Genomic DNA, 21,578 nt, shown 5'->3' with positions numbered 1-21,578 from the left:
ATAAGGGTTTCAGAACTTAAAACCTTACAAATGAAAAATATTGTCCTCATCTTTAGTCTGCTTTTCTTCGGAATTTCAGTTTCCGCCTCGGAAGCTTCAGATCTTCGCAGGAATGCCTATACAGATTCATTTATCTTCATCGAAGACGGTGTTGAATTTGCCATTTATCCTAATGGAGAATTCGACTTCTACTATAACCCAAATTTCAGAAGAACGAATGTGGTCAACATCTCAACTCCAAATGTAAATATCAGTTATAACTCCGGTTATAATTATGATCCCTATATTCAATATGATGATTATGGAGCGGTTATCCAGGTGGAGAATGTTCCAATCTATTATGATTACTACGGAAGAATAATCCAGGCTGGAGATGTATTGATCGACTATAACCGCAACGGAAGAGTGGCCCGTGTTGGAAACTTATATGTTAGGTACAACAGGTTTAACCAGTTTGCTCATTTTTCAGGATATATTAATCATTATAACAGACAATACGTATACAGACCATGGCACAGGTATTACAGCAGGCCATACAGTCACGTAAGCATCGTATTCAATAGACCGTACAGGGCTTACTATCAGCCAAACCGATTAACCTATGTGCAACACAACACATATTATACAAACAACTATAATACCTACGTAAATAAGAATTTTTATCGTCCTGACCAGAAAGTAGTTTCCTACAATAACGGAAGAAGAACTTCTGATAAAAGGGATTTACAAAAAATAAATACACGCAGATCCAGCCAAAATAACACCCGAAGAAGTGCTCAAAGCAGTACCAGAGCTAATGCTTCCAGTAATGAAAAAGCTGTGATCTCCAGAAGACAGTCAAGCAGTAATTCTGCTGGAAAAGCGATCCGTGGGAACACCAGTAGAAGTTCTGATACCAGAGCTACTAAAGCGCCAACAAGAACAAGAGCAAACACCCAGGCCACAAGTAGCAGAACACGGGCTAGAACTGCGCAGGTAAAGAATACCAGGAATGCCAGAGCTCAGCAAAGTACGCAGAGAAAAACCACTGTTAAAAAGCAGGCAACTCAGCAAAGAAGAAGTAATGTAACAAAGTCTACCCCGACTAACAGAAACACGAGTGCAAGATCTTCAGGAAGATCAAATACAAGAGTTCAAAGCAGTGCCCCGGCTTCTAGAAAACCGGCAGCGGTTAAGACTCAGAGAAACACACGCTCAGGTGCCGTAAGAGGAAAAACTTCCACCCGAAATAACACTTCGGCACGAAATGTGAATGGTAGAGGTTAAAAGTTCATAATTTAAATTTTTTGGTTGGTTAGTTGGAAACCCCTTTGGACATCACAAGTGTCCTGGGGGTTTCTCTTTTTATGTGCTTTTTCTCCTTACAAATCTTTCAATTAAATTTCTTATTTCAGGAGAAAAATTCATTTTATATGCAAATATTAAAAAGAGCCCTATGATCAGCAGAGACTTGAGGGCTATGTTTATTAAAGGATGAAAAGGAAACTCCCAATAATAGAAGCTTAAACTAAACACGACTGTAAAGGCCATTACCAACCAGGTTTTTGAAACAAAAGGCACCAACCGGAATTTGGTATAAACAAGGTAAATTTTCGAGGTGTTATAGATCCCAAAGGCCAGGAAACTTGCAATCGCTGCGCCTTCAATCCCATAAAGCGGTATAAAAATAATATTAAAAACAAAAGCCAAAACTGCCAGAAAAACTCCAATGGCAAGCACAATGCGGTAATAATCTGAGTTGAATAAGATACTGTTATTGTTTCCAAGAAAGTTATCATAAAGCTTAACCAGAGAAATAAGCAAAACTACCAGGATACTCAGTTCATATTCTTCAGGAATCAGTTCATAGAGCTGTTGCACATTACTAATTATCAGAATAAAGATCAAGCCGCTAACTATAAGAAGATTTATCGAGGTTTTCTTATATAGATTTCCCAAGCCTTCTATATCCTTTAAATTCAGCATTTCTGCCGTCATCGGGTGAGTTATCTGATTCATTGCCTTTTGTGGCACAGAAATCACCGTAGCAATGTAGACCATTATTCCGTAGATGGCCACATTTTCTATAGGCAGGTAATATTCAATCATCACCTTGTCCAGGTCCAGCAAGACCATAGCCACAGAGGCTGCAATGAGAATAAGGGAGGTATACTTCAAGACACTGGAAAGGTTTTCAGGAAATAGAAAATTTATCTTCGGTCTGTACAGGCTGAAGGCATACACGGCCATTACCAGGCTTCTGATCACAAAAACAAAGGCAATCCCATAGATGAACCAATGAACACTTAAAACCTCAAAATAGACCGCTAAGAGCAGCAGGCTGATGCAAATTCGGTGAAAAACTTCCTTCATCACATTTCCGAAGACACTCCGAAAATGAACCTTAGACCAGGCAAAGAAAACCTCAAAGTAGGCTGTAGCCACCGCAATGAGAAATATAAGCCCGATATAGGGTTTAACCAGAGTGTTGCCGTCAGAAAAATAATTCAGCAGAAGATCGTAGCCCATAACCCCAAGAATCCCTAAAAAAGCAGAAACCACTAAAGGCAGGAATAACACCAGGTTGAGCAGCCGATCTTTCTCCTCCTGCGTTTTATAAAAACTAAAGAATTTCACTAAGGTACTATGCACCCCAAAAGCCATAAACGGCCAAATCAAATTAGCGGCCGAAAGCAGGAAACTTACAAGACCATAATATTCCTGTTCGAGAAAATAAGTAAAGAGAAAAAGGGTATTGATGGCTCCAATCCCAAAACCAGCATAGGTAGTGACCAGGTTTTTAAAAGATTGATTTAAAATTACACCCATAGCGTGATTTTACCTTAGCAAGTTAACCAATTTACCGGTTAGCATTTGGCGGCTATATTGCGCTATATTCTGTGGTTCCGAATTTAATTTTCCATTTTTGAAATCTGAAAAAAGTTTTTTAAGCTGAACTTTCACCGCTTCTTTCTCTGAATATTCAAAGCACTCCCCTGCTCCTGTTTCCTCCAGAATTTTCTGAACATCCCATTTTTCCGGTCCAATAGCCAGGATAGGTCTTTTCGCATTCAAATATTCAAATATTTTCCCAGGGATGATGCCCCGTGTTTCTATACTATTCATCTCCAACAACAGTAACACCTGACTTTTTCGCTGCAATTTCAAGGCTTCCCGGTGACTCACATAAGGTATCAATTCCAAATACTCTTCCAGTTTATTTTCCTTTATACTTCTCAGCACTTCAGGGCTCACCTTGCCTACCAGACGAAGCTGAAAGTATTTCTTAAACTCTGCATCTTCTGCTATCAATTCCCGAAAACTTTCCCAGAGAAATTTCGGGTTTCTCCCGGAAAGAAGGGATCCAATATGTGAAAAACTGAATTTTTCATCGAGGACGATAGTTTCTGAAAAATTCACTTCATCATATCCATTGGTGATAAGGAAAACCGGTTTTTTGGTTTTGCTTTCAAATTCGGCTTTAGTGGTATGGCTGGTCACTATAATCTTATCAGCAGTATTTAAAACCTTCCGCTCAAATAATTCATGTTTGTTCTGAGCATTTTTACTGAGCTTCAATTTAGAGTGATATCCAATCTGGGTCCAGGGGTCCCTGAAATCGGCGATCCATTGAATTGGCAATTCCTTTTTTAAATTCAGACCGATAAGATGAAGGCTATGTGGTGGCCCGGTGGTAACCACCGTATCGATATCTTCCGTTTTCAGAAAATTTTTCAAGTACCTGACCGAAGGCTTTATCCAGAATTTTCTAGCATCAGGAATGAAGAAATTTCCTCTTATATATAACATCAGGCTTTGCAACAAACCCTGGTTTTGTTCTTCGGCAATTATGCCTGAACTTATAGTTTCTGTTTCCTTTTTTGAAAACAAACCTGCAAGACTATAAGGTTCGAATATTTTTCGTTTTATAATTTGAAGGTTTTCGGGAACCTCCCTTTTCAGATTTTTATCGGTTATAGGATAGGTAGGGTTTTTTGGAATAAAAAGAACGGGTTCAATTTCAAACTCCCTGAGATATTTCACGAATTTCAACCAGCGTTGTACCCCGGGACCACCGGCCGGAGGCCAGTAATATGTTATGATGAGCACCTTTTTCATATCTGTTATTCCTTACGGCGAATCCCGTAAAATATACCTCCCAGAATTGCCAAAACAAGAACTATAGAACTCGCAAGAGCAATACTACTTCCTGTATTTACGACTTCAGGTTCAAACCTAAATGTAATTTCGTGCTCTCCGGCTGGAATTTCCAAAGCCCGCAAAACATAGTTTACCCTAAAGTGTTCTACTGTTTCACCATCTATATAAGCCTGCCAACCCGGTTTATAATACATCTCTGAAAAAATCGCCAGCTGTTCGCTATCCGATTCGAATTCATAAATCATTTCATTAGGCGACGCGCTAATCAAACTTATTTCCCCGTTGGCATTCCATTCGGTTTTACCGGAAACTATATCCCTGAATTTTTCGTCTGTAATTGCAGTATTTTGAAGGTCTGTTTTTTCCAATTCCAGAATTTCCTTATCAGCATTAACAACATATTCAAGTTCATTCACCAGCCATGCATTCCCATAAGCCCCTGGATTTTGCTGAGTCTGTGGGGTTCCATCTTCAGAAGGAACTATGAAATATTTCACATTCAGCATATTCAAAATATCCATATTGTTCTGGGAAATATAGAAGTCAAAAAGATCCTGCATACGTCCCGGTTTGGCCGCGTGGTAGCCACCAATACTGTTATGGAAATAAGAAGTTCTTCCGGTGTTAAATGGACTGCCGCTCACATCAAACACCCTGTAATGCGATTCATCTTGAAGGATTTGTTCATCGGCCTGGGTTGGCTGAAATGGCTGTTCCATTTGCCTGGCATTCACAAAGTCATCATTATTTACATAGCGACGGTCTACGCCAACCAGATCGAATAAAATTAAGATTGCAAAGGCCCCAACAAGCAGATTTTCCCGTAGTTTTCCTTTAAGATAAAACCAAATAAGGGAAACACACAATCCAACCAGGATAAGGCTTCGGAGAGCATCGGCAGTAAAAATAGCTTTCCGGTCTTCTTTTAGTGCCCGCACAAAATCCATCCCGAGTTGTTGTCTTAATGCAGCATCAGAACCACCGCTAAAATCAAAAAGCACCGATTTAAACAGGAGAAAAACCAGGGCCAAACCTCCGGTTATTATCCCTGCCCATTTAAGTGCAAATTCTTTTTTATCTGCTGAAGTTTCTTTAGAGAATAAGCGTGAAAGTCCTACTACCGCTAAAACAGGGACACATAATTCAATGATAACCTGAATTGATGATACTGCCCTGAATTTATTGTAGAGTGGCACATAATCGATGAAAAATTCGGTTAAAAATCCGAAGTTCTTACCCCAGGATAACAACAAGGCCAGAATACTTCCGCCTACTATCCACCATTTTAGTCGGCCTCTTATTAAAAAGAGAGCAAAAACGAAAAAGAATAAAACTGTAGCTCCAATGTATGCCGGGGCTCCTACAAAGGGTTGATCGCCCCAGTATGTGGGCGCGTTTTTAACAAAATCGGCAGCCTGGGCCGGGGAGGCTCCAAGTTCCATTATTGCCTGGTAAATGTTTGAATCTTCATCAAGTTTTTCAGCATTGGAGCCTCCCATAAACCTTGGGATAAACAAGTTGAAAGTTTCAACAATGCCGTAACTGTATTCAGTTATATAGTTATAATCAAGGCCACTACCACCTTTCTCAGATCCATTGGGTTCAATAGTGAGGCCAGTATCCCCTCTCGTGCTAAACTGGGTGTATTCCTGCGTTGCCAGTAGATTAGTTGCATTGGCTCCTATGGCCAGAATTACAGCGATAACCATAACTCCAAGTGCCTTAAAATACTGCGGAACCAAGCCTTTTCTATAAGCATCAACCAGGTAAGCAATGCCGAGTACGATAACGAGTAGCAACAAATAATAAGTCATCTGGAAATGGTTTGCACCAATTTCAAGCGCCATAGAGATGGCCAGTAAAATTCCTCCAAGCCAGAATTTTTGCCTGAAGGTTAAGATTATTCCGCCCAGCACCATTGGCATATAGGCAATAGCGTGAGCCTTGGCATTATGCCCCACGCCGAGTATTATAATAAGATACGTTGAAAATCCAAAGGCAAGAGCTCCCAGGAAAGCAAGCCTAAAATCGAGTTTCAAGCAAAGTAAGAGGATGTAAAAACCCAGAAAATATAGGAAAAGGTAATCTGCCGGTCTCGGGAGAAAGCGCAGCACAGAGTCCAGCTTTTTCACATAATTATGAGGGTAATTAGCTCCCAGTTGATAAGTAGGCATTCCGCCAAAAGCGGCATTGGTCCAATAGGGTTCTTCGCCCGTTTGAGCTCTGAAGTCATTCTGCTCTTTGGCCATCCCCGTATATTGTACGATATCGCTCTGAAAGATCATTTTACCCTGAAGAACAGGGCTGAAATATAACAGGGAAATTACAATGAAACTAAATAAAACAAGAATATGAGGAAGATACCGCTTGTACTGAGCCATCAAAAAATAATTTAGTAGGCTCGAAATTAATCAATTTCTTCGTAATCGATGTATTCTCCTACTTTTTTGTTGGATCTGGGCTTTTCCTTAGATTTTTTATCTACACTAACCTTGGGCTCTTTTTTCTGAGAATTATAAGGTTGCTGCTGATTGAATTGCTGCTCAAATTGTTTGCCCACCTTCCGCATAAAGTATTTAAGGATCAATGGACCAAACCAACGAATTAATAATTTAAACCCGAAGTATACTAACAGGATTATTAATATCGTTTTCAGAACACCTGTAAAAGAAGCTTCAAACATTTAATTACTTTTTGCAAAAATAAAAATTAGGCGTAACAAACGCGAGGTTTTCAATCCTAAATTAATAATAAATTCTCCTATATTTGATTTAATAAAGACAATTGCTATGCTAAAAACAACGGTCTCTTTTCTTTTTATCTTATCTGTAATTTTTCAAACCAGGGCCCAATATACCGAGACCATCAATTCCAACAGGCCTGGGGAATCTCAAGGGGCCTTTGCTGTAGGCAAAAATGTCCTTCAATTGGAAGCTGGTGGGTTTATGGGTAACGATAATCATTCTCTTTTTTATACAGATACCGATATCCTGGGTGCAAGTTACGGGCTTAGATTCGGATTTCTAACCGAGATCCTGGAGTTGAACTTTTTCGGGGCTTTTCAGCAGGAAAAAACCTTACTCTCCAGGGGAGCAGTAGAAGAAGAATTTGAGCGAGCTAATTTCAAACAAAATACAATTGGTGCCAAATTCCTGCTTTTTGATCCATACCGAAGCTTAGAAGAAGATAAGCCCAACTTATACAGCTGGAAGGCAAACCAGGGTTTTAGATGGAAAACATTAGTTCCTGCTATTTCAGTTTATGCTGGCGCAAATTTCTCTTGGTGGGATAATCCTTATATGTTCGAGGGAGAGTCTTTTATAAGCCCCAAGGCGGCTATTATTACCCAAAATAATTGGGGCCGTTGGGTTTTAGTAATTAATATAATTGCCGACAAATTCACTGAAGAATATCCTACTTATGCGGGCATGGCCACCCTAACTCACGCGATTACTCCAAAATTTGCAGTGTTTGGCGAATACCAAGGGTTGGTAAGTGATATCTACGCCGATGACTTGTTTAGAGGCGGCGCTGCCTATCTCATCGGAAAAGATTTTCAGCTGGATATATCGGGACTAATCAATGTTAAAGATACCCCTTCCCGCTGGCAGGTAGCAGCAGGAATATCTTATAGAATTGATATGCATAAAGATGAGGAATATATCGAAGAAGATGGAGAAAGCAGATGGCGGTATGAAGAAGGCGAATTCATTGAAAAAGACGAAAGCAATGAAGAAAATTAGATGAGAAAAATCACCGGGAATAAACAAAAAAGGTGGCTGAGATCAGCCACCTTTTTTGTTGAAATATTTAAACTCTTTTTATTTTCTGGCCATAGCAGCCTCAACTGAAGCAGATAATCTTTTGTAAGTGCCATTTTCAAGCCGCTCCCTTATCGCAGTAAAGGCTACTAAAGTCTCTTCAATATCCTGAAGAGTATGACTTGCTGTAGGAATCATTCTTAAAAGAATCATTCCTTTAGGAATTACCGGATACACTACAATTGAGCAGAACACCCCATGATTTTCCCTAAGATCTTTAACCAGGGCCATTGCCTCAGGAATACTTCCTTCAAGATATACTGGAGTAACACAACTTTGAGTTGTTCCAATATCAAAACCGCGGTCTTTTAGGCCATTTTGAAGGGCATTTACATTTTCCCAAAGCTTTTCTTTAAGTTCGGGCATAGTGCGCAGCATATCCAAACGTTTCAATGCTCCAACCACGAGTTGCATTTGTAGAGATTTGGCGAACATCTGCGAACGCAGGTTATATTTTAAATAATCTATTATTTCTTTATCGGCAGCAATAAATGCACCTGTACTGGCCATAGCTTTGGCGAAAGTAGCAAAATAAACATCTATTTCATCTTGTACGCCTTGCTCTTCACCAGCTCCTGCACCGGTTTTCCCCAAGGTTCCAAAACCGTGAGCATCATCTACAAATAATCTGAAATTATATTTTTTCTTCAGTTCAACTAATTCCTTAAGCCTTCCTTGCTCCCCACGCATTCCAAAAACACCTTCTGAAATAAGCAAAATTCCTCCTCCGGTTTGCTCAGCTATTTTGGTGGCGCGTTGAAGGTTCTTTTCGATACTTTCCATATCGTTATGCTTGTAGGTAAATCGCTGCCCAAGATGCAGTCTTACCCCATCTATAATGCAGGCGTGTGCATCTACATCGTATACAATAACATCTGATTTAGAAACAAGGGCATCGATGGTAGAAACCATTCCCTGATAACCAAAATTAAGAAGATAGGCAGACTGTTTATGGACAAAGGAAGCTAGCTCATCCTCCAGGCGCTCGTGCAGGCTGGTATGCCCACTCATCATTCTGGCACCCATAGGATATGCAGAACCATATTCGGCGGCAGCCTCAGCATCAACCTTTCGAACTTCAGGGTGATTAGATAGCCCTAAATAATCGTTTATACTCCAGGTAATAACATCTTTTCCTCTAAACTTCATTCTATTGGAAATTGGGCCTTCCAACTTTGGGAAAACAAAATAGCCTTCAGCCTGCTCTGCCCATTTTCCTAATGGTCCTTTATCTTTATAAATTTTATCAAATAAGTCTTTCATTGATGTTTTTTTAACTAGCCGCAAAAATACTTAAAATAGAATCAACTGTACAAAGTTATTTTTTGGACCTTATTTAACATAAAAACAAAGGCATCCCGTGCTCCGGGATGCCTTGATATTTGTGCTGTATGTAATCAAAATATTACTTTATGAATTCAATTTCCTGAGCAGCAGCTTCATTTTGCGTATCAAAAAAGCCTTGCTCGTTCATCCACTTATCGTTGTAGATCTTGCTCATATACCTTGAACCGTGATCAGGAAAGATAAGCACTACTTTACTGTTCTCATCAAATTCACCTTCATGGGCAAGTTGTTTTAGTCCCTGCATTGCAGCACCGCTGGTATAGCCAACAAATAAGCCTTCGGTTTTTGCAAGTTCCCGTGCAGTGTGGGCACTTTCCTCATCGGTAACCTTAACAAATTTATCGATAGCATCGAAGTCTGTAGCAGTTGGAATAAGGTTTTTCCCTAGTCCTTCAATGCGGTAAGGATAGATCTCCTCAGCATCAAATTCTCTGGTTTCGTGGTACTTTTTAAGCACTGATCCATAGGCATCAATTCCAATTACCTTAACCTCGGGGTTTTGTTCCTTCAGATAACGCGCGGTTCCGGAAATTGTACCTCCTGTACCGCTGCAGGCTATAAGATGAGTAATTTTTCCTTCTGTTTGTTTCCATATCTCAGGGCCGGTACTGCTAAAGTGAGCATCCATATTCAGTTCATTGAAGTACTGATTGATATAAACCGAATCTTTAATCTCCTGGTGAAGTCTGTGAGCGACCTGGTAATAAGACCTCGGATCGTCTGCAGCTACGTTAGCCGGACAGACATAAACCTTAGCCCCCATGGTTCTAAGCATATCGATCTTATCGTTAGAAGATTTTGAGCTAACTGCCAAAATACATTCATATCCCTTAATGATGCTTACCATTGCAATACTAAAACCGGTATTCCCTGAAGTGGTTTCAATAATAGTATCACCCGGTTTTAAAATGCCTTTTCTTTCGGCTTCCTCGATAATATATAAGGCGATGCGATCTTTGGTGGAGTGTCCAGGATTAAAGCCTTCTACTTTAGCGAAAATATCGCCTTTAATTCCTTGTGTGATTTTCTTAAGTTGAATGAGGGGCGTATTACCTATTAATTGTAACACGTTATCATAAACTTGCAATTCTTCTTTCATAAATGAAGTTCTTTACAAAATTAATTTACTGATTTTTCAAAATTGAAAAAGTTCAGATTGCAAACCGGTCAAAGTTAAGGCAAATTTTTTAATTATTCGGTTATTCCTTCTAAATCCAAAAGAAAAGCATACTCTTCTGCGACTTCTTTCAGAGCTTCAAATCTTCCGGAAGCTCCCCCGTGACCTGCTTCCATATTGGTATGGAACAACAACTTATTATTATCTGTTTTCAGATCCCGCAATTTAGCCACCCATTTTGCCGGCTCCCAATATTGTACCTGAGAATCGTGAAGTCCGGTGGTAACCAGCATATTTGGATAGTCCTGTGCCTTCACATTATCATAGGGAGAGTAAGATTTCATATACTCGTAATATTCTAAATTATTGGGATTCCCCCATTCGTCATATTCCCCGGTAGTAAGCGGGATACTGTCATCCAGCATCGTGGTTACCACATCAACAAATGGTACTGCAGCGATCACTCCGTTATAAAGTTCAGGTGCCATATTCACAACAGCACCCATCAATAACCCGCCAGCAGAACCACCCATAGCATATAAATGATCACTGGAAGTGTAATTCTCCTCGATTAAATATTTTGAAACATCAATAAAATCGGTAAAGGTGTTCTTTTTTCTAAAGAGTTTTCCTTCCTCATACCAGTTACGGCCAAGGTACTCTCCTCCTCTAATGTGAGCGATAGCATAAATGAAACCCCTGTCAAGTAAGCTTAACCGAACAGAAGAAAAGTAAGGATCTATTGTAGAACCATAAGAACCATAAGCATACTGAAGCACAGGATTTTCACCGTTTTTCTCCAGGCCTTTCCTATATACCAAAGAAACCGGCACTTTTGTGCCATCAGCAGCCGTAGCCCAAATTCTTTCAGAAGTATAATTGTCTTTATCGAATTTTCCGCCTAAAACCTCCTGTTCTTTAAGAACGGTCTTTTCTCCGGTTTTCATATTGAAATCTATCACCGATGTTGGAGTTGTAAGCGAATTATAAGTATACCTTAATATCTCGGTATCAAACGATGGATTTATAGACGTATATGCCGTGTAGGTTTCATTATCAAAAGGAATATAATATTCCTTGTCTCCATCCCATCTTATTATTCTTATTTTATTAAGCCCGTTATTGCGTTCACTCACCACGAGATATTCCTTAAAGATGTCGATGTCTTCCAGAAGAAAATCTTCCCGGTGTGGGATTACATCGGTCCAGTTTTCACTGGAAGTAGCATCTATCGGAGTTTTCATCAATTTAAAATTGGTGGCATCATTTTTATTGGTGAGGATATAAAAATGGTCTCCGAAATGAGAGATACTATATTCCATTCCCCGTTCCCGATCCTGGATAACTTGAAAATCCCCATTAGGATCGTCAGCTTTTAGAACACGATATTCCGTAGTTAAGGTACTGCCTGAACCAATAATTATATAATCCCAGGATTTTGACTTATAGACATAAGTATTGAAGGTTTCGTCCTCCTCTTCATAAACCAATTCATCTTCAGAAGCATCGGTACCTAAAACGTGTTTATAGATTCTGAAAGACCTAAGTGTCTGGTCGTCTTTTTTGGTATAAAAAAGTGTTTTATTGTCGCTGGCCCAGGTAGAGCCTCCGGTGGTATTATCTATTTTATCTGATAGGATTTCGCCGGTTTCCAGATTTTTAACCTGGATGGTATATTTTCTTCGGCTAACGGTATCTACTCCAAATGCGACGAGTTTATTATCCTCACTCACATTAAGTCCTCCAAGACTGTAATAATCATGACCTTCGGCCATCTCATTTACATTGAACATCACCTCTTCAGGAGCGTCAAGGCTTTCTTTCTTTCGGGAATAAATCGGGTAATCATAACCTTTTTCAAAACGAGTTAAATACCAATAGCCATTTAACTTATATGGCACCGACTTATCATCTTCCTTAATTCTGGATTTCATCTCCTCAAAAAGTTTCTCCTGAAACTCTTTGGTGTGGGCCGTCATCTTCTCGTTATATTCATTTTCACGTTTCAGATAGTCAATCACATCAGGATTTTCCCTGTTGTTCATCCAGTAATAATCATCTATCCTTACATCTCCATGAAATTCCAGTTTCTCGGCTATTTTCTTAGCCTTGGGAGGCAAAATTTCCTGTTTCAATTCACTATTGTTTTGGGCGGTGGCAAATGTAAGGCTTCCAAATAAAATAAATAATAATGTTTTCATATTAAGCTGTTAAGGTGGTAATTTAGTAAATTTGTGGATAAAAAAAATTAAAATCAGAATTTATGTTTGGAGATATGATGGGTATGATGAATAAGATCAAGGAAACCCAGGAGAAAGTTGAAGCAACCAAAGAGCGACTTAAAACAGTAAGTTTTGAGGAGAAATCAAGCGATGGTTTATTACAAATTACCATTACCGCGGCAAGGGAAATAAAAAATATCAGCATTGCCGATGAATTATTGGAAGATAAGGAGCAACTGGAAGATTATCTTGTGCTCACTTTAAATAAGGCGATTGAACGCGCTTCTGAAATGAACGAAGCCGAACTCGCTGCCGTGGCAAAAGACGGTATGCCGGATATCCCGGGTCTGGATATGTTTAAATAAATATTCTTTAAATTAATAAAAAAAGCCCCCGCTAATTTGCGGGGGCTTTTTGATTGCTATAGTTCCATCTGCTCGAGAACTCCAAGAAACTTCTTATGCATTTCTTCGGAATAGTCAAGGTGAGTGACAATTCTAAGTTTTCCCTGCCCCATATTACTTATGCGAATATTTTCTCTCTGAAGCTCTTTCATAAAGTCCTCTTCCTTTGAACCATCCCGAAGGTAAAAGATCACGATATTGGTTTCTACCTCTTCCACCAGCTTCACATAATTCTGGCCATCCAGGGTTTTACCAATTTCTGAAGCCCTTTTATGATCTATAGCCAAGCGGTCTATATGATGATCCAGAGCATACACACCTGCAGCAGCCATAAAACCAACCTGGCGCATTCCGCCACCAAGCACTTTCCTAACGCGCATAGCGCCTTTCATTAATTCTTTATTACCAATAAGTACTGAACCCATGGGAGTTCCCAGCCCCTTTGACAAACAAACTGAAATGGTATCAAACAACTTCCCATAATCTTTAGGATCTTCATTTTTTGCTACGAGCGCGTTAAAAAGTCGGGCGCCATCCAAATGAAGTCCTAAACCATGCTTGTTGCAAAGCTTCCGAATCTCTTTGATCTCCTCCAGGTCGTAACAGGCACCGCCACCTTTATTCGTGGTGTTTTCCAAACAAACCAGACTTGTAAGCGGACTATGATAAAAATCGGGGGGATTGATATTTTCCTCTATCTGTGCCGCTGTTATCATGCCGCGGTCTCCGTCAACAAGTTTACAGGAAACACCGCTGTTAAAAGACGCCCCACCGCCTTCATAGTTAAAAACATGCGCCCATTTATCGCAGATTAACTGCTCTGCTGGTTGGGTATGTAATTTTATTGCGGCCTGATTAGCCATACTTCCGGTAGGAAAAAACAAAGCCTCATCCATCCCGAACATTTTTGCCAGTTTTTCTTCCAGGGCATTTACCGTTGGGTCTTCCTTATAAACATCATCACCAACTTCGGCACTCATAATTGCTTTTAACATCCCGCTGGTTGGTCTTGTAACCGTGTCACTTCTTAGATCTATTTCTTTCATAATTATTCCATTGTCATTTCCGCGAAGGCGGAAATCTTTTTATACATTTCATTTTCGCCATTTCCGTGCAGACGGAAATCCTATTATCAATTCAATCAAATTTCATTACTAAAACACTGAAAACTCCCAATAGGGCTTCCATCAGGAATTTTAGGCGTTGTACTTTCTATTTTGAAATCTTCTGGATTTTCTCTGAATTGCTTAATCTCCCGGAGCATTTGTTTCTCCATAGCAGTTTCCCGTTTAGAAAGCCAGTTTTCCAAATCATCTATTACCGAATTTGTTATCGCTTTTACCTGTGGAGTGGCTTTCTTATTCACTGTTGATGAGAGCAAATGCTCAAAGACAGTGTAATTTATGGCCTCCTGCACGGTTTTAAGGTAATTATCCCGATGAGAAGATTTAATAGTTCCGGAAATAAGTTCTTCCAGCACATCCCGTAATCCTAATTGGTTTTTATCCACTGCTTTTTGCTGAACGAGTCTGGCTGTTCTTTCCGGATGTAATAAAAGACCAAGGCTCATTTCTGCAGCAGTAACCGGTGCCCCCAAAACATCAAAAGCAACTCCCGTATTGCTTTTAAAGGATTCCCGGCTTCGGTTAAAACCAAATGCCCGTGGCGGAAATAGACCTAATTTAGACTCAGGAATGCTAAGAGTTTCAGCTTCAAGCGTATTTAAAATTCCATCCAGGGCTTTTTTCTGGGCATCAGGATTCAAGGTTTCCCAAACTTTCTCACTTCCACCTTTTACAGCATAATTATAATCCATTCCGCCAATCAGCTTCACGGCAGCTTCAGTTTGATATCTATGAAAGAAATAAAGCGGTACAAATACATCTTCCAGGACAGAATAAGGTTCATCGGTACGAATATTATCTTCAGAAAAATTCTGAATCGCCTTTTTCCTGATCTCCAAAACCTTCTCAAGCTCTTCCACCGCATCTTTACCATTATCCCATAAATGAGCTCTTACATGGGCTCCACCCTGTGCCCGGGCATCGGCATCAGAAATAAACTGGATACCTTTATTATGGGCTTCAGCAATAACCGAATTCAGGAATTCTCTTTCTGATGTGTTTTCCGGAATATCGGCATAGGAATATTTTACAGTGATCTTATCCCACTCTCCCATTCCGGTTGAATAAGCATTGCTAAAATCAATTTCTCCATTTTTTAAACTGAATTGAGGATGCGGGTAATCCATCACCGAAACTCTTCCCGATAAGCTGGCGGCAAAATTATGAGTGAAACCAATGGTATGTCCAATCTCATGGGCCGAGAGCTGGCGGATTCTGGCAAGAGCCATTTCCATCATCTTCTGATGATTCTGGTCGTTTTCGGCAAAAGGCCGGTTCATAAGGGCCTGGGCAATCATAAAATCCTGGCGAATACGTAGACTTCCCAGACTTACATGACCTTTAATAATCTCTCCCGTTCTTGGGTCTACCACGCTCGCACCATAACTCCAGCCACGGGTAGATCGATGCACCCACTGGATAACATTATAACGAACATCCAGGGGATCGGCATCTTCAGGAAGCATCTTAACCTGAAATGCATTTTTATAACCTATCTCTTCAAAAGCTTCATTCCACCATTTTGCTCCGTCTAACAAGGCAGATCTTACAGGTTCCGGGGTTCCGGGATCAAGGTAATAGACAATAGGTTCTTCAGCCTCGCTGGTTTCTGCGTGAGGATCCTTTTTTTTCAACCGATGTCTTATAGCAAAGCGTTTTTCAATGGGCTCATAAACCGGGCTGGCATAATCCAGATAAGAAATGTGTATAGCCCCGCTTCTGGGATCAAAAATCCTTTTTTGATAGCCTTCATCGGGAAGTTTCACAAAAGAGTGATGCTGCACTACACTTATGTTTTTAGAATCGGGAACCACTGTTTGCAGGGTTCTTCCTTTGGGTTCCCCTTCAAAAGTGAGCAAGGCTTCAAATTCCACATTTTCAGGAAAAGCTTTTGTGTGCTCCATAGAAAGCGCGCTTTTGCTTTTTTCCAGCTTAAAGGTGCCATATTCTCCTTTTTTTAATCGATCTGCAACGCCGTAAGCATCCTGCATTAAAAATGGGGTAAAATCAATAATATAAACCCCATCATTTTGCTCTTTGATCTCAAAACCAAAGATCACCGATTGGGCAAAGGCCTGCTCCACACTTTTTCTTTCAGGAGAATTTTCGGTTTCTGCACGATATTTTTGATTGGGTTGAATAAGCAGAATTTTATTCCCCGCTTTCACAAATTTAACCACCACTCCTCCACCCAGTTTTCCACGGTCCAGGCCAACATCATTGGAGCCTATTCCGCTGGTGAGAAAATGGGTGTATAAAAATTCGGTATCTAACTTGTCTACTTCGAGATAAATCTCATCTTCCTTTTCATTATAATGAAATTCAAAAAAGCCTTCATAAGATTCTAAATTTTCTTTTTCTGATAAAAACTGGCCAATGCCAAATTGTGAGATACTGAGGAACAACAAAGTAATGAGAAGTCGGTGCATATGGATTATTTTTTGGAAAGCTAAAACTATAAAATTATCGTTAAATACTTTCCTGTAGCTGCCTTTAATTCTATTTTTACGCTAAAATTATTACTACATGATCTCAACAGAACAGGTTAAAGATCTTAGGGAGCGCCTTGGTGCGTTAAGGAGGTATCTTTGACATTGATGCCAAGCAAATAGAAATCACTAATCTTGAAGAAAAAACCTTTGCCCCCGATTTTTGGAATGATCCAAAAAAGGCTGAACTTATTATGCAGGAACTCAACGCCGAGAAAAAATGGGTAAAGGATTATAAGAAGGCCGAAACCCTCGTGGACGATCTGGAAGTAATCTATGAGTTCTACCAGGAAGATGAAGCTTCTGCTGAAGATGTTGAGGAAAAGAATTCCCAGGCACTCGATCTGATTGAGGATCTGGAGTTCAAAAATATGCTTTCTGAAGAGGGAGACAAACTGAGCGCGGTACTGCAAATAACAGCCGGGGCCGGAGGCACCGAGAGTTGCGATTGGGCAGAGATGCTGATGCGTATGTACCTTATGTGGGCCGAAAAACGCGGTTACAAAATCAAGGAGCTAAACTACCAGGCAGGAGATGTTGCAGGCATAAAAACAGTCACTTTAGAGATTGAAGGTGAGTTCGCTTTTGGCTGGCTGAAAGGAGAAAACGGCGTCCACAGGTTGGTGCGTATTTCCCCGTTTGATAGTAATGCGAAACGCCACACTTCTTTTGCATCAGTCTATGTTTACCCGCTGGCTGATGATAGCATTGAAATAGACATCAATCCATCCGAAATATCCTGGGAAACCATGCGATCATCGGGTGCCGGAGGGCAAAATGTAAACAAAGTGGAAACGGCAGTAAGACTGCGCCACGCCCCCACCGGAATTGTTGTTGAAAATTCTGAAACCCGCTCACAGCTGGAGAATAAAACCAAAGCTATGCAGCTTTTAAAGAGTCAGTTATATGAGATTGAACTTCAGAAGCAACAAGCTCAAAGACGGGAAATTGAAGATTCCAAGATGAAGATAGAATGGGGTTCACAGATAAGAAATTATGTAATGCACCCATATAAATTGGTGAAAGATGTTAGAACCGGGGAAGAAACCGGTAATGTAGAGGATGTTATGAACGGAGGAATCAATGCTTTTCTCAAGGCTTACCTAATGATGATGGGCCAACGGAACATAGATTGATAGAAATGTGGAGGCTGTTTTTATTTTAAAATTAATTGTTTATTTTAATATCAGAAAAATCAGTTATAATGATTACCATTTATCACAATACCAGATGTAAAAAATCCCGTGAAGGCCTGCAAAAAGTGGAGGCTTCAGGAAAGGAATATAAAATAAGGGAATATTTAAAAGATGAGCTATCGGAAGAGGAGCTATTGTCTCTTATAGAAAAACTAAATATTGCTCCTATTCTTTTGGTCAGAAAAAACGAAAAGATCTGGAAAGAAAATTATAAAAATAAAGATCTAAGCGACAGAGAATTAATTACGGTAATGGCTAAAAACCCAAAATTAATTGAAAGACCTATAGTAGAAACTGAAACAGAGGCGGTTATAGGCCGGCCTGTCGAAGAGATTGACAAGTTGCTTTAAATAAGCATCTATTATTAAGTATAAACTGATCTGAAATGAAATTACAAGAAAGAATTGCAATTATTGGCGTTGCCGGATTAATGGTAATCGGTTTTGTGTATGCGCAAATCTATATTCATAAAAAAAACAGAGCGGAATTAGAAGATATAGCCCGGGAACTGGCCTACACCTGGAAGCAGGAACTAAACCTGGACCACGAGCAAACTTTATTAATGGAGGATGTAATCATCGCCTATACCATCAGGAAAAACGAGGTACTCAACTCGGGCATAAATGAAGATTCCCTAATTAGAAAACTTCAGGCCATACAGCGCAACGAACACAAGAAACTCAGGAAGTTTCTAACAGACGATCAGTTCGAAAAATATATTAAAGTCAATAAAAATTTAACCCGAAAGGCATAAAACTGATTCCCAGGCCTAAACTTTATGGTTCACTAATACTAAAGGTCTAGATGTAGTGTTTAACGCAAGTTTAACCAGTGTTTCATTAAACCATTTGGAAATTTATAAGTCATAGAACAAAAATTTTCTATGACCTCCAAAAATTTAATGTCGCTTACAGCGCTTTTATTATTTTTAAGCCTGAGTATCCAGGGCTATTCTCAACGAAATTCTGAACATACTATTTCCGGGACCGTTATTGATAACGATCTTGAAGTTCCTTTGGAATATGCAACCATCTCCATTGTAAATACGAATGACCCTTCAGACATTAACGGTGGGGTGACCGATGTTGACGGAAAATTCTCGATTGAAGTCGCTGAAGGCACTTATAATATTCTCATAGAATTCATTTCTTACGAGCCCAAACGTTTCAATAATCGCAAGATAGATTCAGACCTCGATCTGGGAACAATCCAATTAGGTATTTCCTCCTCAAATCTGGACGAGGTTGTTGTTCGCGCTGAAACCACCCAGGTAGATGTTAGGTTGGATAAAAAAATATATAATATTGGTAAAGACCTCACCACGGCAGGTGGTACAGTAAGTGACGCCCTTAATAATGTGCCTTCGGTAACTGTAGATATTGACGGAGGCATAAGTCTAAGGGGGAATGAGAACGTAAGAATTCTTATTAATGGTAAACCTTCTGCCATGGCAGGTTTTGGTGATACAAATGTCCTGAACCAGTTACCGGCTGATGCCATTGAGCGGGTTGAAGTGATTACTTCCCCTTCTGCCCGGTATGATGCTGAAGGAACTGCAGGTATCCTCAATATAATCCTAAGACAAAAAGAAACTTTAGGCTTTAACGGCTCCCTAAGCTTAAATGCAGGAACTCCCGAAAATGCCGGTATTTCAGCAAATGTTAATTACCGTACCGAAAAATTCAATCTTTTTACCACCACAGGTTTCAGATATTTTGATGCGCCTGGGGGAGGTTTTTTTGATACCAGATATAATGAAAACAGTGGGGTAGAATTTGACAGGATTGTAGAAGACCGGGATATGGATCGTCTAAATAGAAACTTCAACACCAATGTTGGAATGGAGTATTTCCTTACCGAAAAATCTTCTATAACTGGTAGTGTTTTTTATCGCTACGGGGAGGATGAAGATCTCACCACAAATGTTACCGATAACTACATTAACAGCACCCAGGTTTTAGGAACAACCCGGGAGGAAAAACAAACCGAAAATGATGACAGCTGGCAGTTTTCATTAAATTACATAAATAATTTTGATGATAAGGGCCATAAACTTACTGCCGATTTTCAATTTGAAACCGATAAAGAAACTCAGTTCACCACCATCGGTGAAAAGGAAGATTACAATATTGAAAACCGGGAACTACAATTAATTGGGGAGGATATCAATACCACAGAAGACCAGAAAGAGTACCTTATTCAGGCAGATTATGTCCGTCCTTTTGGAGAAGACTCGCAATTCGAGGCCGGTTACCGAGGAAACTTTGAGAATGAAATCACCGATTACAGGCTTTTCCAGGAAAATCCGGAAACCGGAAATTTAGAACTTAATGAAAACCTTACCAATGTATTCGATTATACTGAAAATGTAAATGCACTTTATACTCAATACGGATCAAAATTCGGTCAATTTTCTTTCCTTCTAGGACTGAGATTAGAAAACACTCAGCTAAAAGGTGAAATTGATAGCGAACTTACCGAGGCTGAGCTGGAAGAAGTATTTGGATTCCCAATAGACACCGATTTTGATAATAATTACTTAGGCCTGTTCCCTACCGTGAACTTCATTTATGAACTGGCCGAAGAAGAAAATATCACCATAGGCTATAACAGGAGGATAAACCGCCCAAGAGGTTGGTTTATAAATCCTTTTCCTTCCCGTAGTAGTAATAACAATGTATTTCAGGGAAATCCCAATTTAGAACCAGCCTATTCCAATGCATTTGACCTTGGTTACCTGAAAAGATGGGAGAAATTAACACTAACTTCATCTGTATATTACCAGCACGAAACCGAGTCTTTTGAAAGGATAGAAGAAAATATTGAAGGCACGAACGTGATAAGGACAATTCCTGTGAACCTGGCAAACAATAAAAGAACCGGAGCCGAATTAGGATTGCTTTATAATCCTGCCCGCTGGTTGAGATTAAACGGTAGTTTTAACTTTTTTAAATTTGAGACAGAAGGTGAATTTAATGGAAAGGATTATGGTGCCGAAAATACCAGTTGGTTTGCTCGTTTCAGCTCTAAAGTAACCTTACCGGCTAAAATAGACTGGCAAACCAATGCCTTTTATCGTGGTGCATCTGAAGGTATACAAGGTAGAAGAGAAGGATTATTATCTATTGACCTTGCTTTAAGTAAGGACATTTTTAACGAAAATGCCACACTATCAGTAAACGTAAGAGATTTACTTGACTCAAGGAAGCGCGAATCTTATACTTCTACCGATACTTACGACAGGTATAGTGAGTTTCAATGGAGACAGGGCCAGAATTTCACAGTATCGCTTATTTACAGATTTAATCAGCAAAAAAGAGATCAGGAAAGGCGAAGGAATGGTGGGAACGGAGATATGGACGAAGGTGATTTTGAAGGATAGATCCTGAAAAACAGACATAAAAAAAGAGGCCGTCTAAAAAGTAATTTTTGGGCGGTTTTTTTCTTTTGTGTTATTTGATCTGTAGGCTCTGGTCAGTTTTTCCTGTTTTTTTAAGAATGAAAAAAAGGAGTAGTATCTTTTCCCTTAGGCTATACTAAACTTCTTTAGGTTATGGGCCATTGCTATAAGCCCCATTTCGGTAGTTATTTTATCCATTCCCCGAAGCATAAACCTTTTGAAGCCCATATTTTGCTTAATATTCCCAAAAACGGCCTCTACATCCCAGCACCTTCGCTTACGATGGGTAATTCCTTTTTCGCTGAGTAGTAGGCGCTT

The 21,578-nt window shown here is 39.7% G+C and carries 17 protein-coding genes; 7 read left to right on the top strand and 10 right to left on the bottom strand.

The genetic code is table 11. The annotated features are described in order from the left end of the window. Positions 1-30 precede the first annotated feature (30 nt). Positions 31-1,266: a hypothetical protein gene (locus BM266_RS14625; protein WP_093411011.1), complete on the top strand. Its 1,236-nt coding sequence runs from the start codon at positions 31-33 to the stop codon at positions 1,264-1,266. A 78-nt stretch (positions 1,267-1,344) separates the two neighbouring features. Here the strand turns inward: BM266_RS14625 and BM266_RS14620 are convergent, their stop codons facing one another. The 4 genes from BM266_RS14620 to BM266_RS14605 are packed head-to-tail and all read right to left on the bottom strand — an operon-like array spanning position 1,345 to position 6,823. Continuing rightward, a complete protein-coding gene (locus BM266_RS14620; protein ID WP_093411010.1) occupies positions 1,345-2,808 on the bottom strand; it encodes a polysaccharide biosynthesis C-terminal domain-containing protein in 1,464 nt (487 codons plus the stop codon). Positions 2,809-2,817: 9 nt separating this feature from the next. Continuing rightward, positions 2,818-4,098 carry a glycosyltransferase family 4 protein gene (locus BM266_RS14615; protein WP_093411008.1) on the bottom strand — a complete coding sequence of 427 codons (1,281 nt, stop codon included), beginning with the start codon at positions 4,096-4,098 and terminating at the stop codon, positions 2,818-2,820. Positions 4,099-4,103: 5 nt separating this feature from the next. After that, positions 4,104-6,521, bottom strand: coding sequence for a YfhO family protein (locus BM266_RS14610; protein WP_093411006.1), 2,418 nt, complete (start codon positions 6,519-6,521; stop codon positions 4,104-4,106). Positions 6,522-6,547: 26 nt separating this feature from the next. Further along, positions 6,548-6,823, bottom strand: a complete 276-nt coding sequence (locus BM266_RS14605; RefSeq protein ID WP_093411004.1) for a DUF4834 family protein — start codon at positions 6,821-6,823, stop codon at positions 6,548-6,550. A 106-nt stretch (positions 6,824-6,929) separates the two neighbouring features. On the opposite strand from BM266_RS14605, the gene BM266_RS14600 reads away from it, so the two are divergent. After that, entirely contained in the window at positions 6,930-7,883 is a 954-nt protein-coding gene (locus BM266_RS14600; RefSeq protein ID WP_093411002.1) for a transporter, read from the top strand. 78 nt (positions 7,884-7,961) lie between these two features. Here BM266_RS14600 and BM266_RS14595 read toward each other — a convergent pair whose 3' ends face one another. The 3 genes from BM266_RS14595 to BM266_RS14585 all read right to left on the bottom strand — a co-directional run bounded on the left by BM266_RS14595 (position 7,962) and on the right by BM266_RS14585 (position 12,626). After that, positions 7,962-9,224: a cysteate-C-fatty acyltransferase gene (locus BM266_RS14595; protein WP_093411000.1), complete on the bottom strand. Its 1,263-nt coding sequence runs from the start codon at positions 9,222-9,224 to the stop codon at positions 7,962-7,964. A 142-nt stretch (positions 9,225-9,366) separates the two neighbouring features. Further along, positions 9,367-10,407: a cysteate synthase gene (locus BM266_RS14590; RefSeq protein WP_093410998.1), complete on the bottom strand. Its 1,041-nt coding sequence runs from the start codon at positions 10,405-10,407 to the stop codon at positions 9,367-9,369. A 92-nt stretch (positions 10,408-10,499) separates the two neighbouring features. Continuing rightward, positions 10,500-12,626 carry a S9 family peptidase gene (locus BM266_RS14585; protein WP_093410996.1) on the bottom strand — a complete coding sequence of 709 codons (2,127 nt, stop codon included), beginning with the start codon at positions 12,624-12,626 and terminating at the stop codon, positions 10,500-10,502. 62 nt (positions 12,627-12,688) lie between these two features. On the opposite strand from BM266_RS14585, the gene BM266_RS14580 reads away from it, so the two are divergent. After that, positions 12,689-13,012 (top strand): YbaB/EbfC family nucleoid-associated protein, encoded by a 324-nt coding sequence (locus BM266_RS14580; protein ID WP_093410994.1) that lies wholly within the window; start codon positions 12,689-12,691, stop codon positions 13,010-13,012. Positions 13,013-13,068: 56 nt separating this feature from the next. Here the strand turns inward: BM266_RS14580 and BM266_RS14575 are convergent, their stop codons facing one another. Beyond that, the gene (locus tag BM266_RS14575; RefSeq protein ID WP_093410992.1) at positions 13,069-14,097 is read right to left on the bottom strand and encodes a threonine aldolase family protein; all 1,029 of its coding nucleotides are present in this window, start codon (positions 14,095-14,097) and stop codon (positions 13,069-13,071) included. 95 nt (positions 14,098-14,192) lie between these two features. Further along, on the bottom strand, positions 14,193-16,604 hold the full coding sequence (locus tag BM266_RS14570; RefSeq protein ID WP_093410990.1) for a zinc-dependent metalloprotease: 2,412 nt from the start codon (positions 16,602-16,604) through the stop codon (positions 14,193-14,195). Between the two features lie 97 nt (positions 16,605-16,701). Between BM266_RS14570 and prfB the strand changes: the two genes are divergently transcribed. The 4 genes from prfB (at position 16,702) to BM266_RS14550 (ending at position 21,242) form a co-directional block, all read left to right on the top strand. Further along, positions 16,702-17,800 (top strand): peptide chain release factor 2 gene (prfB, locus tag BM266_RS14565; protein WP_139220665.1). Its coding sequence is split into 2 segments (ribosomal slippage): positions 16,702-16,764 and positions 16,766-17,800, totalling 1,098 coding nucleotides; the frame shifts between segments, so codons are not numbered across the junction. A gap of 68 nt (positions 17,801-17,868) precedes the next feature. After that, positions 17,869-18,210 (top strand): ArsC/Spx/MgsR family protein, encoded by a 342-nt coding sequence (locus BM266_RS14560; RefSeq protein WP_093410986.1) that lies wholly within the window; start codon positions 17,869-17,871, stop codon positions 18,208-18,210. A gap of 35 nt (positions 18,211-18,245) precedes the next feature. Next, positions 18,246-18,614, top strand: a complete 369-nt coding sequence (locus BM266_RS14555; RefSeq protein WP_093410984.1) for a hypothetical protein — start codon at positions 18,246-18,248, stop codon at positions 18,612-18,614. A 129-nt stretch (positions 18,615-18,743) separates the two neighbouring features. Beyond that, positions 18,744-21,242 carry a TonB-dependent receptor gene (locus tag BM266_RS14550; protein ID WP_093410982.1) on the top strand — a complete coding sequence of 833 codons (2,499 nt, stop codon included), beginning with the start codon at positions 18,744-18,746 and terminating at the stop codon, positions 21,240-21,242. Positions 21,243-21,386: 144 nt separating this feature from the next. Here BM266_RS14550 and BM266_RS14545 read toward each other — a convergent pair. Next, positions 21,387-21,578 (bottom strand): transposase (locus BM266_RS14545; protein ID WP_139220664.1); only part of this gene is annotated, 192 nt, incomplete at its 5' end.

This window comes from Salegentibacter flavus (assembly GCF_900115145.1).
GTDB classification, from domain to species: domain Bacteria; phylum Bacteroidota; class Bacteroidia; order Flavobacteriales; family Flavobacteriaceae; genus Salegentibacter; species Salegentibacter flavus.
Note: the sequence above shows the minus strand (reverse complement) of the source record. Positions and strands in the feature narration are given on the sequence as shown.

Excerpts from the sequence above, each read along its gene's own strand:
- BM266_RS14595 (WP_093411000.1), bottom strand. The coding sequence starts at position 9,224 with ATGAAAGACTTATTTGATAAAATTTATAAAGATAAAGGACCATTAGGA.
- BM266_RS14575 (WP_093410992.1), bottom strand. The coding sequence starts at position 14,097 with ATGAAAGAAATAGATCTAAGAAGTGACACGGTTACAAGACCAACCAGC.
- BM266_RS14555 (WP_093410984.1), top strand. The coding sequence starts at position 18,246 with ATGAAATTACAAGAAAGAATTGCAATTATTGGCGTTGCCGGATTAATG.
- BM266_RS14560 (WP_093410986.1), top strand. The coding sequence starts at position 17,869 with ATGATTACCATTTATCACAATACCAGATGTAAAAAATCCCGTGAAGGC.
- BM266_RS14550 (WP_093410982.1), top strand. The coding sequence starts at position 18,744 with ATGACCTCCAAAAATTTAATGTCGCTTACAGCGCTTTTATTATTTTTA.
- BM266_RS14570 (WP_093410990.1), bottom strand. The coding sequence starts at position 16,604 with ATGCACCGACTTCTCATTACTTTGTTGTTCCTCAGTATCTCACAATTT.
- BM266_RS14605 (WP_093411004.1), bottom strand. The coding sequence starts at position 6,823 with ATGTTTGAAGCTTCTTTTACAGGTGTTCTGAAAACGATATTAATAATC.
- BM266_RS14620 (WP_093411010.1), bottom strand. The coding sequence starts at position 2,808 with ATGGGTGTAATTTTAAATCAATCTTTTAAAAACCTGGTCACTACCTAT.
- BM266_RS14600 (WP_093411002.1), top strand. The coding sequence starts at position 6,930 with ATGCTAAAAACAACGGTCTCTTTTCTTTTTATCTTATCTGTAATTTTT.
- BM266_RS14585 (WP_093410996.1), bottom strand. The coding sequence starts at position 12,626 with ATGAAAACATTATTATTTATTTTATTTGGAAGCCTTACATTTGCCACC.
- BM266_RS14625 (WP_093411011.1), top strand. The coding sequence starts at position 31 with ATGAAAAATATTGTCCTCATCTTTAGTCTGCTTTTCTTCGGAATTTCA.
- BM266_RS14610 (WP_093411006.1), bottom strand. The coding sequence starts at position 6,521 with ATGGCTCAGTACAAGCGGTATCTTCCTCATATTCTTGTTTTATTTAGT.
- BM266_RS14615 (WP_093411008.1), bottom strand. The coding sequence starts at position 4,098 with ATGAAAAAGGTGCTCATCATAACATATTACTGGCCTCCGGCCGGTGGT.
- BM266_RS14580 (WP_093410994.1), top strand. The coding sequence starts at position 12,689 with ATGTTTGGAGATATGATGGGTATGATGAATAAGATCAAGGAAACCCAG.
- BM266_RS14590 (WP_093410998.1), bottom strand. The coding sequence starts at position 10,407 with ATGAAAGAAGAATTGCAAGTTTATGATAACGTGTTACAATTAATAGGT.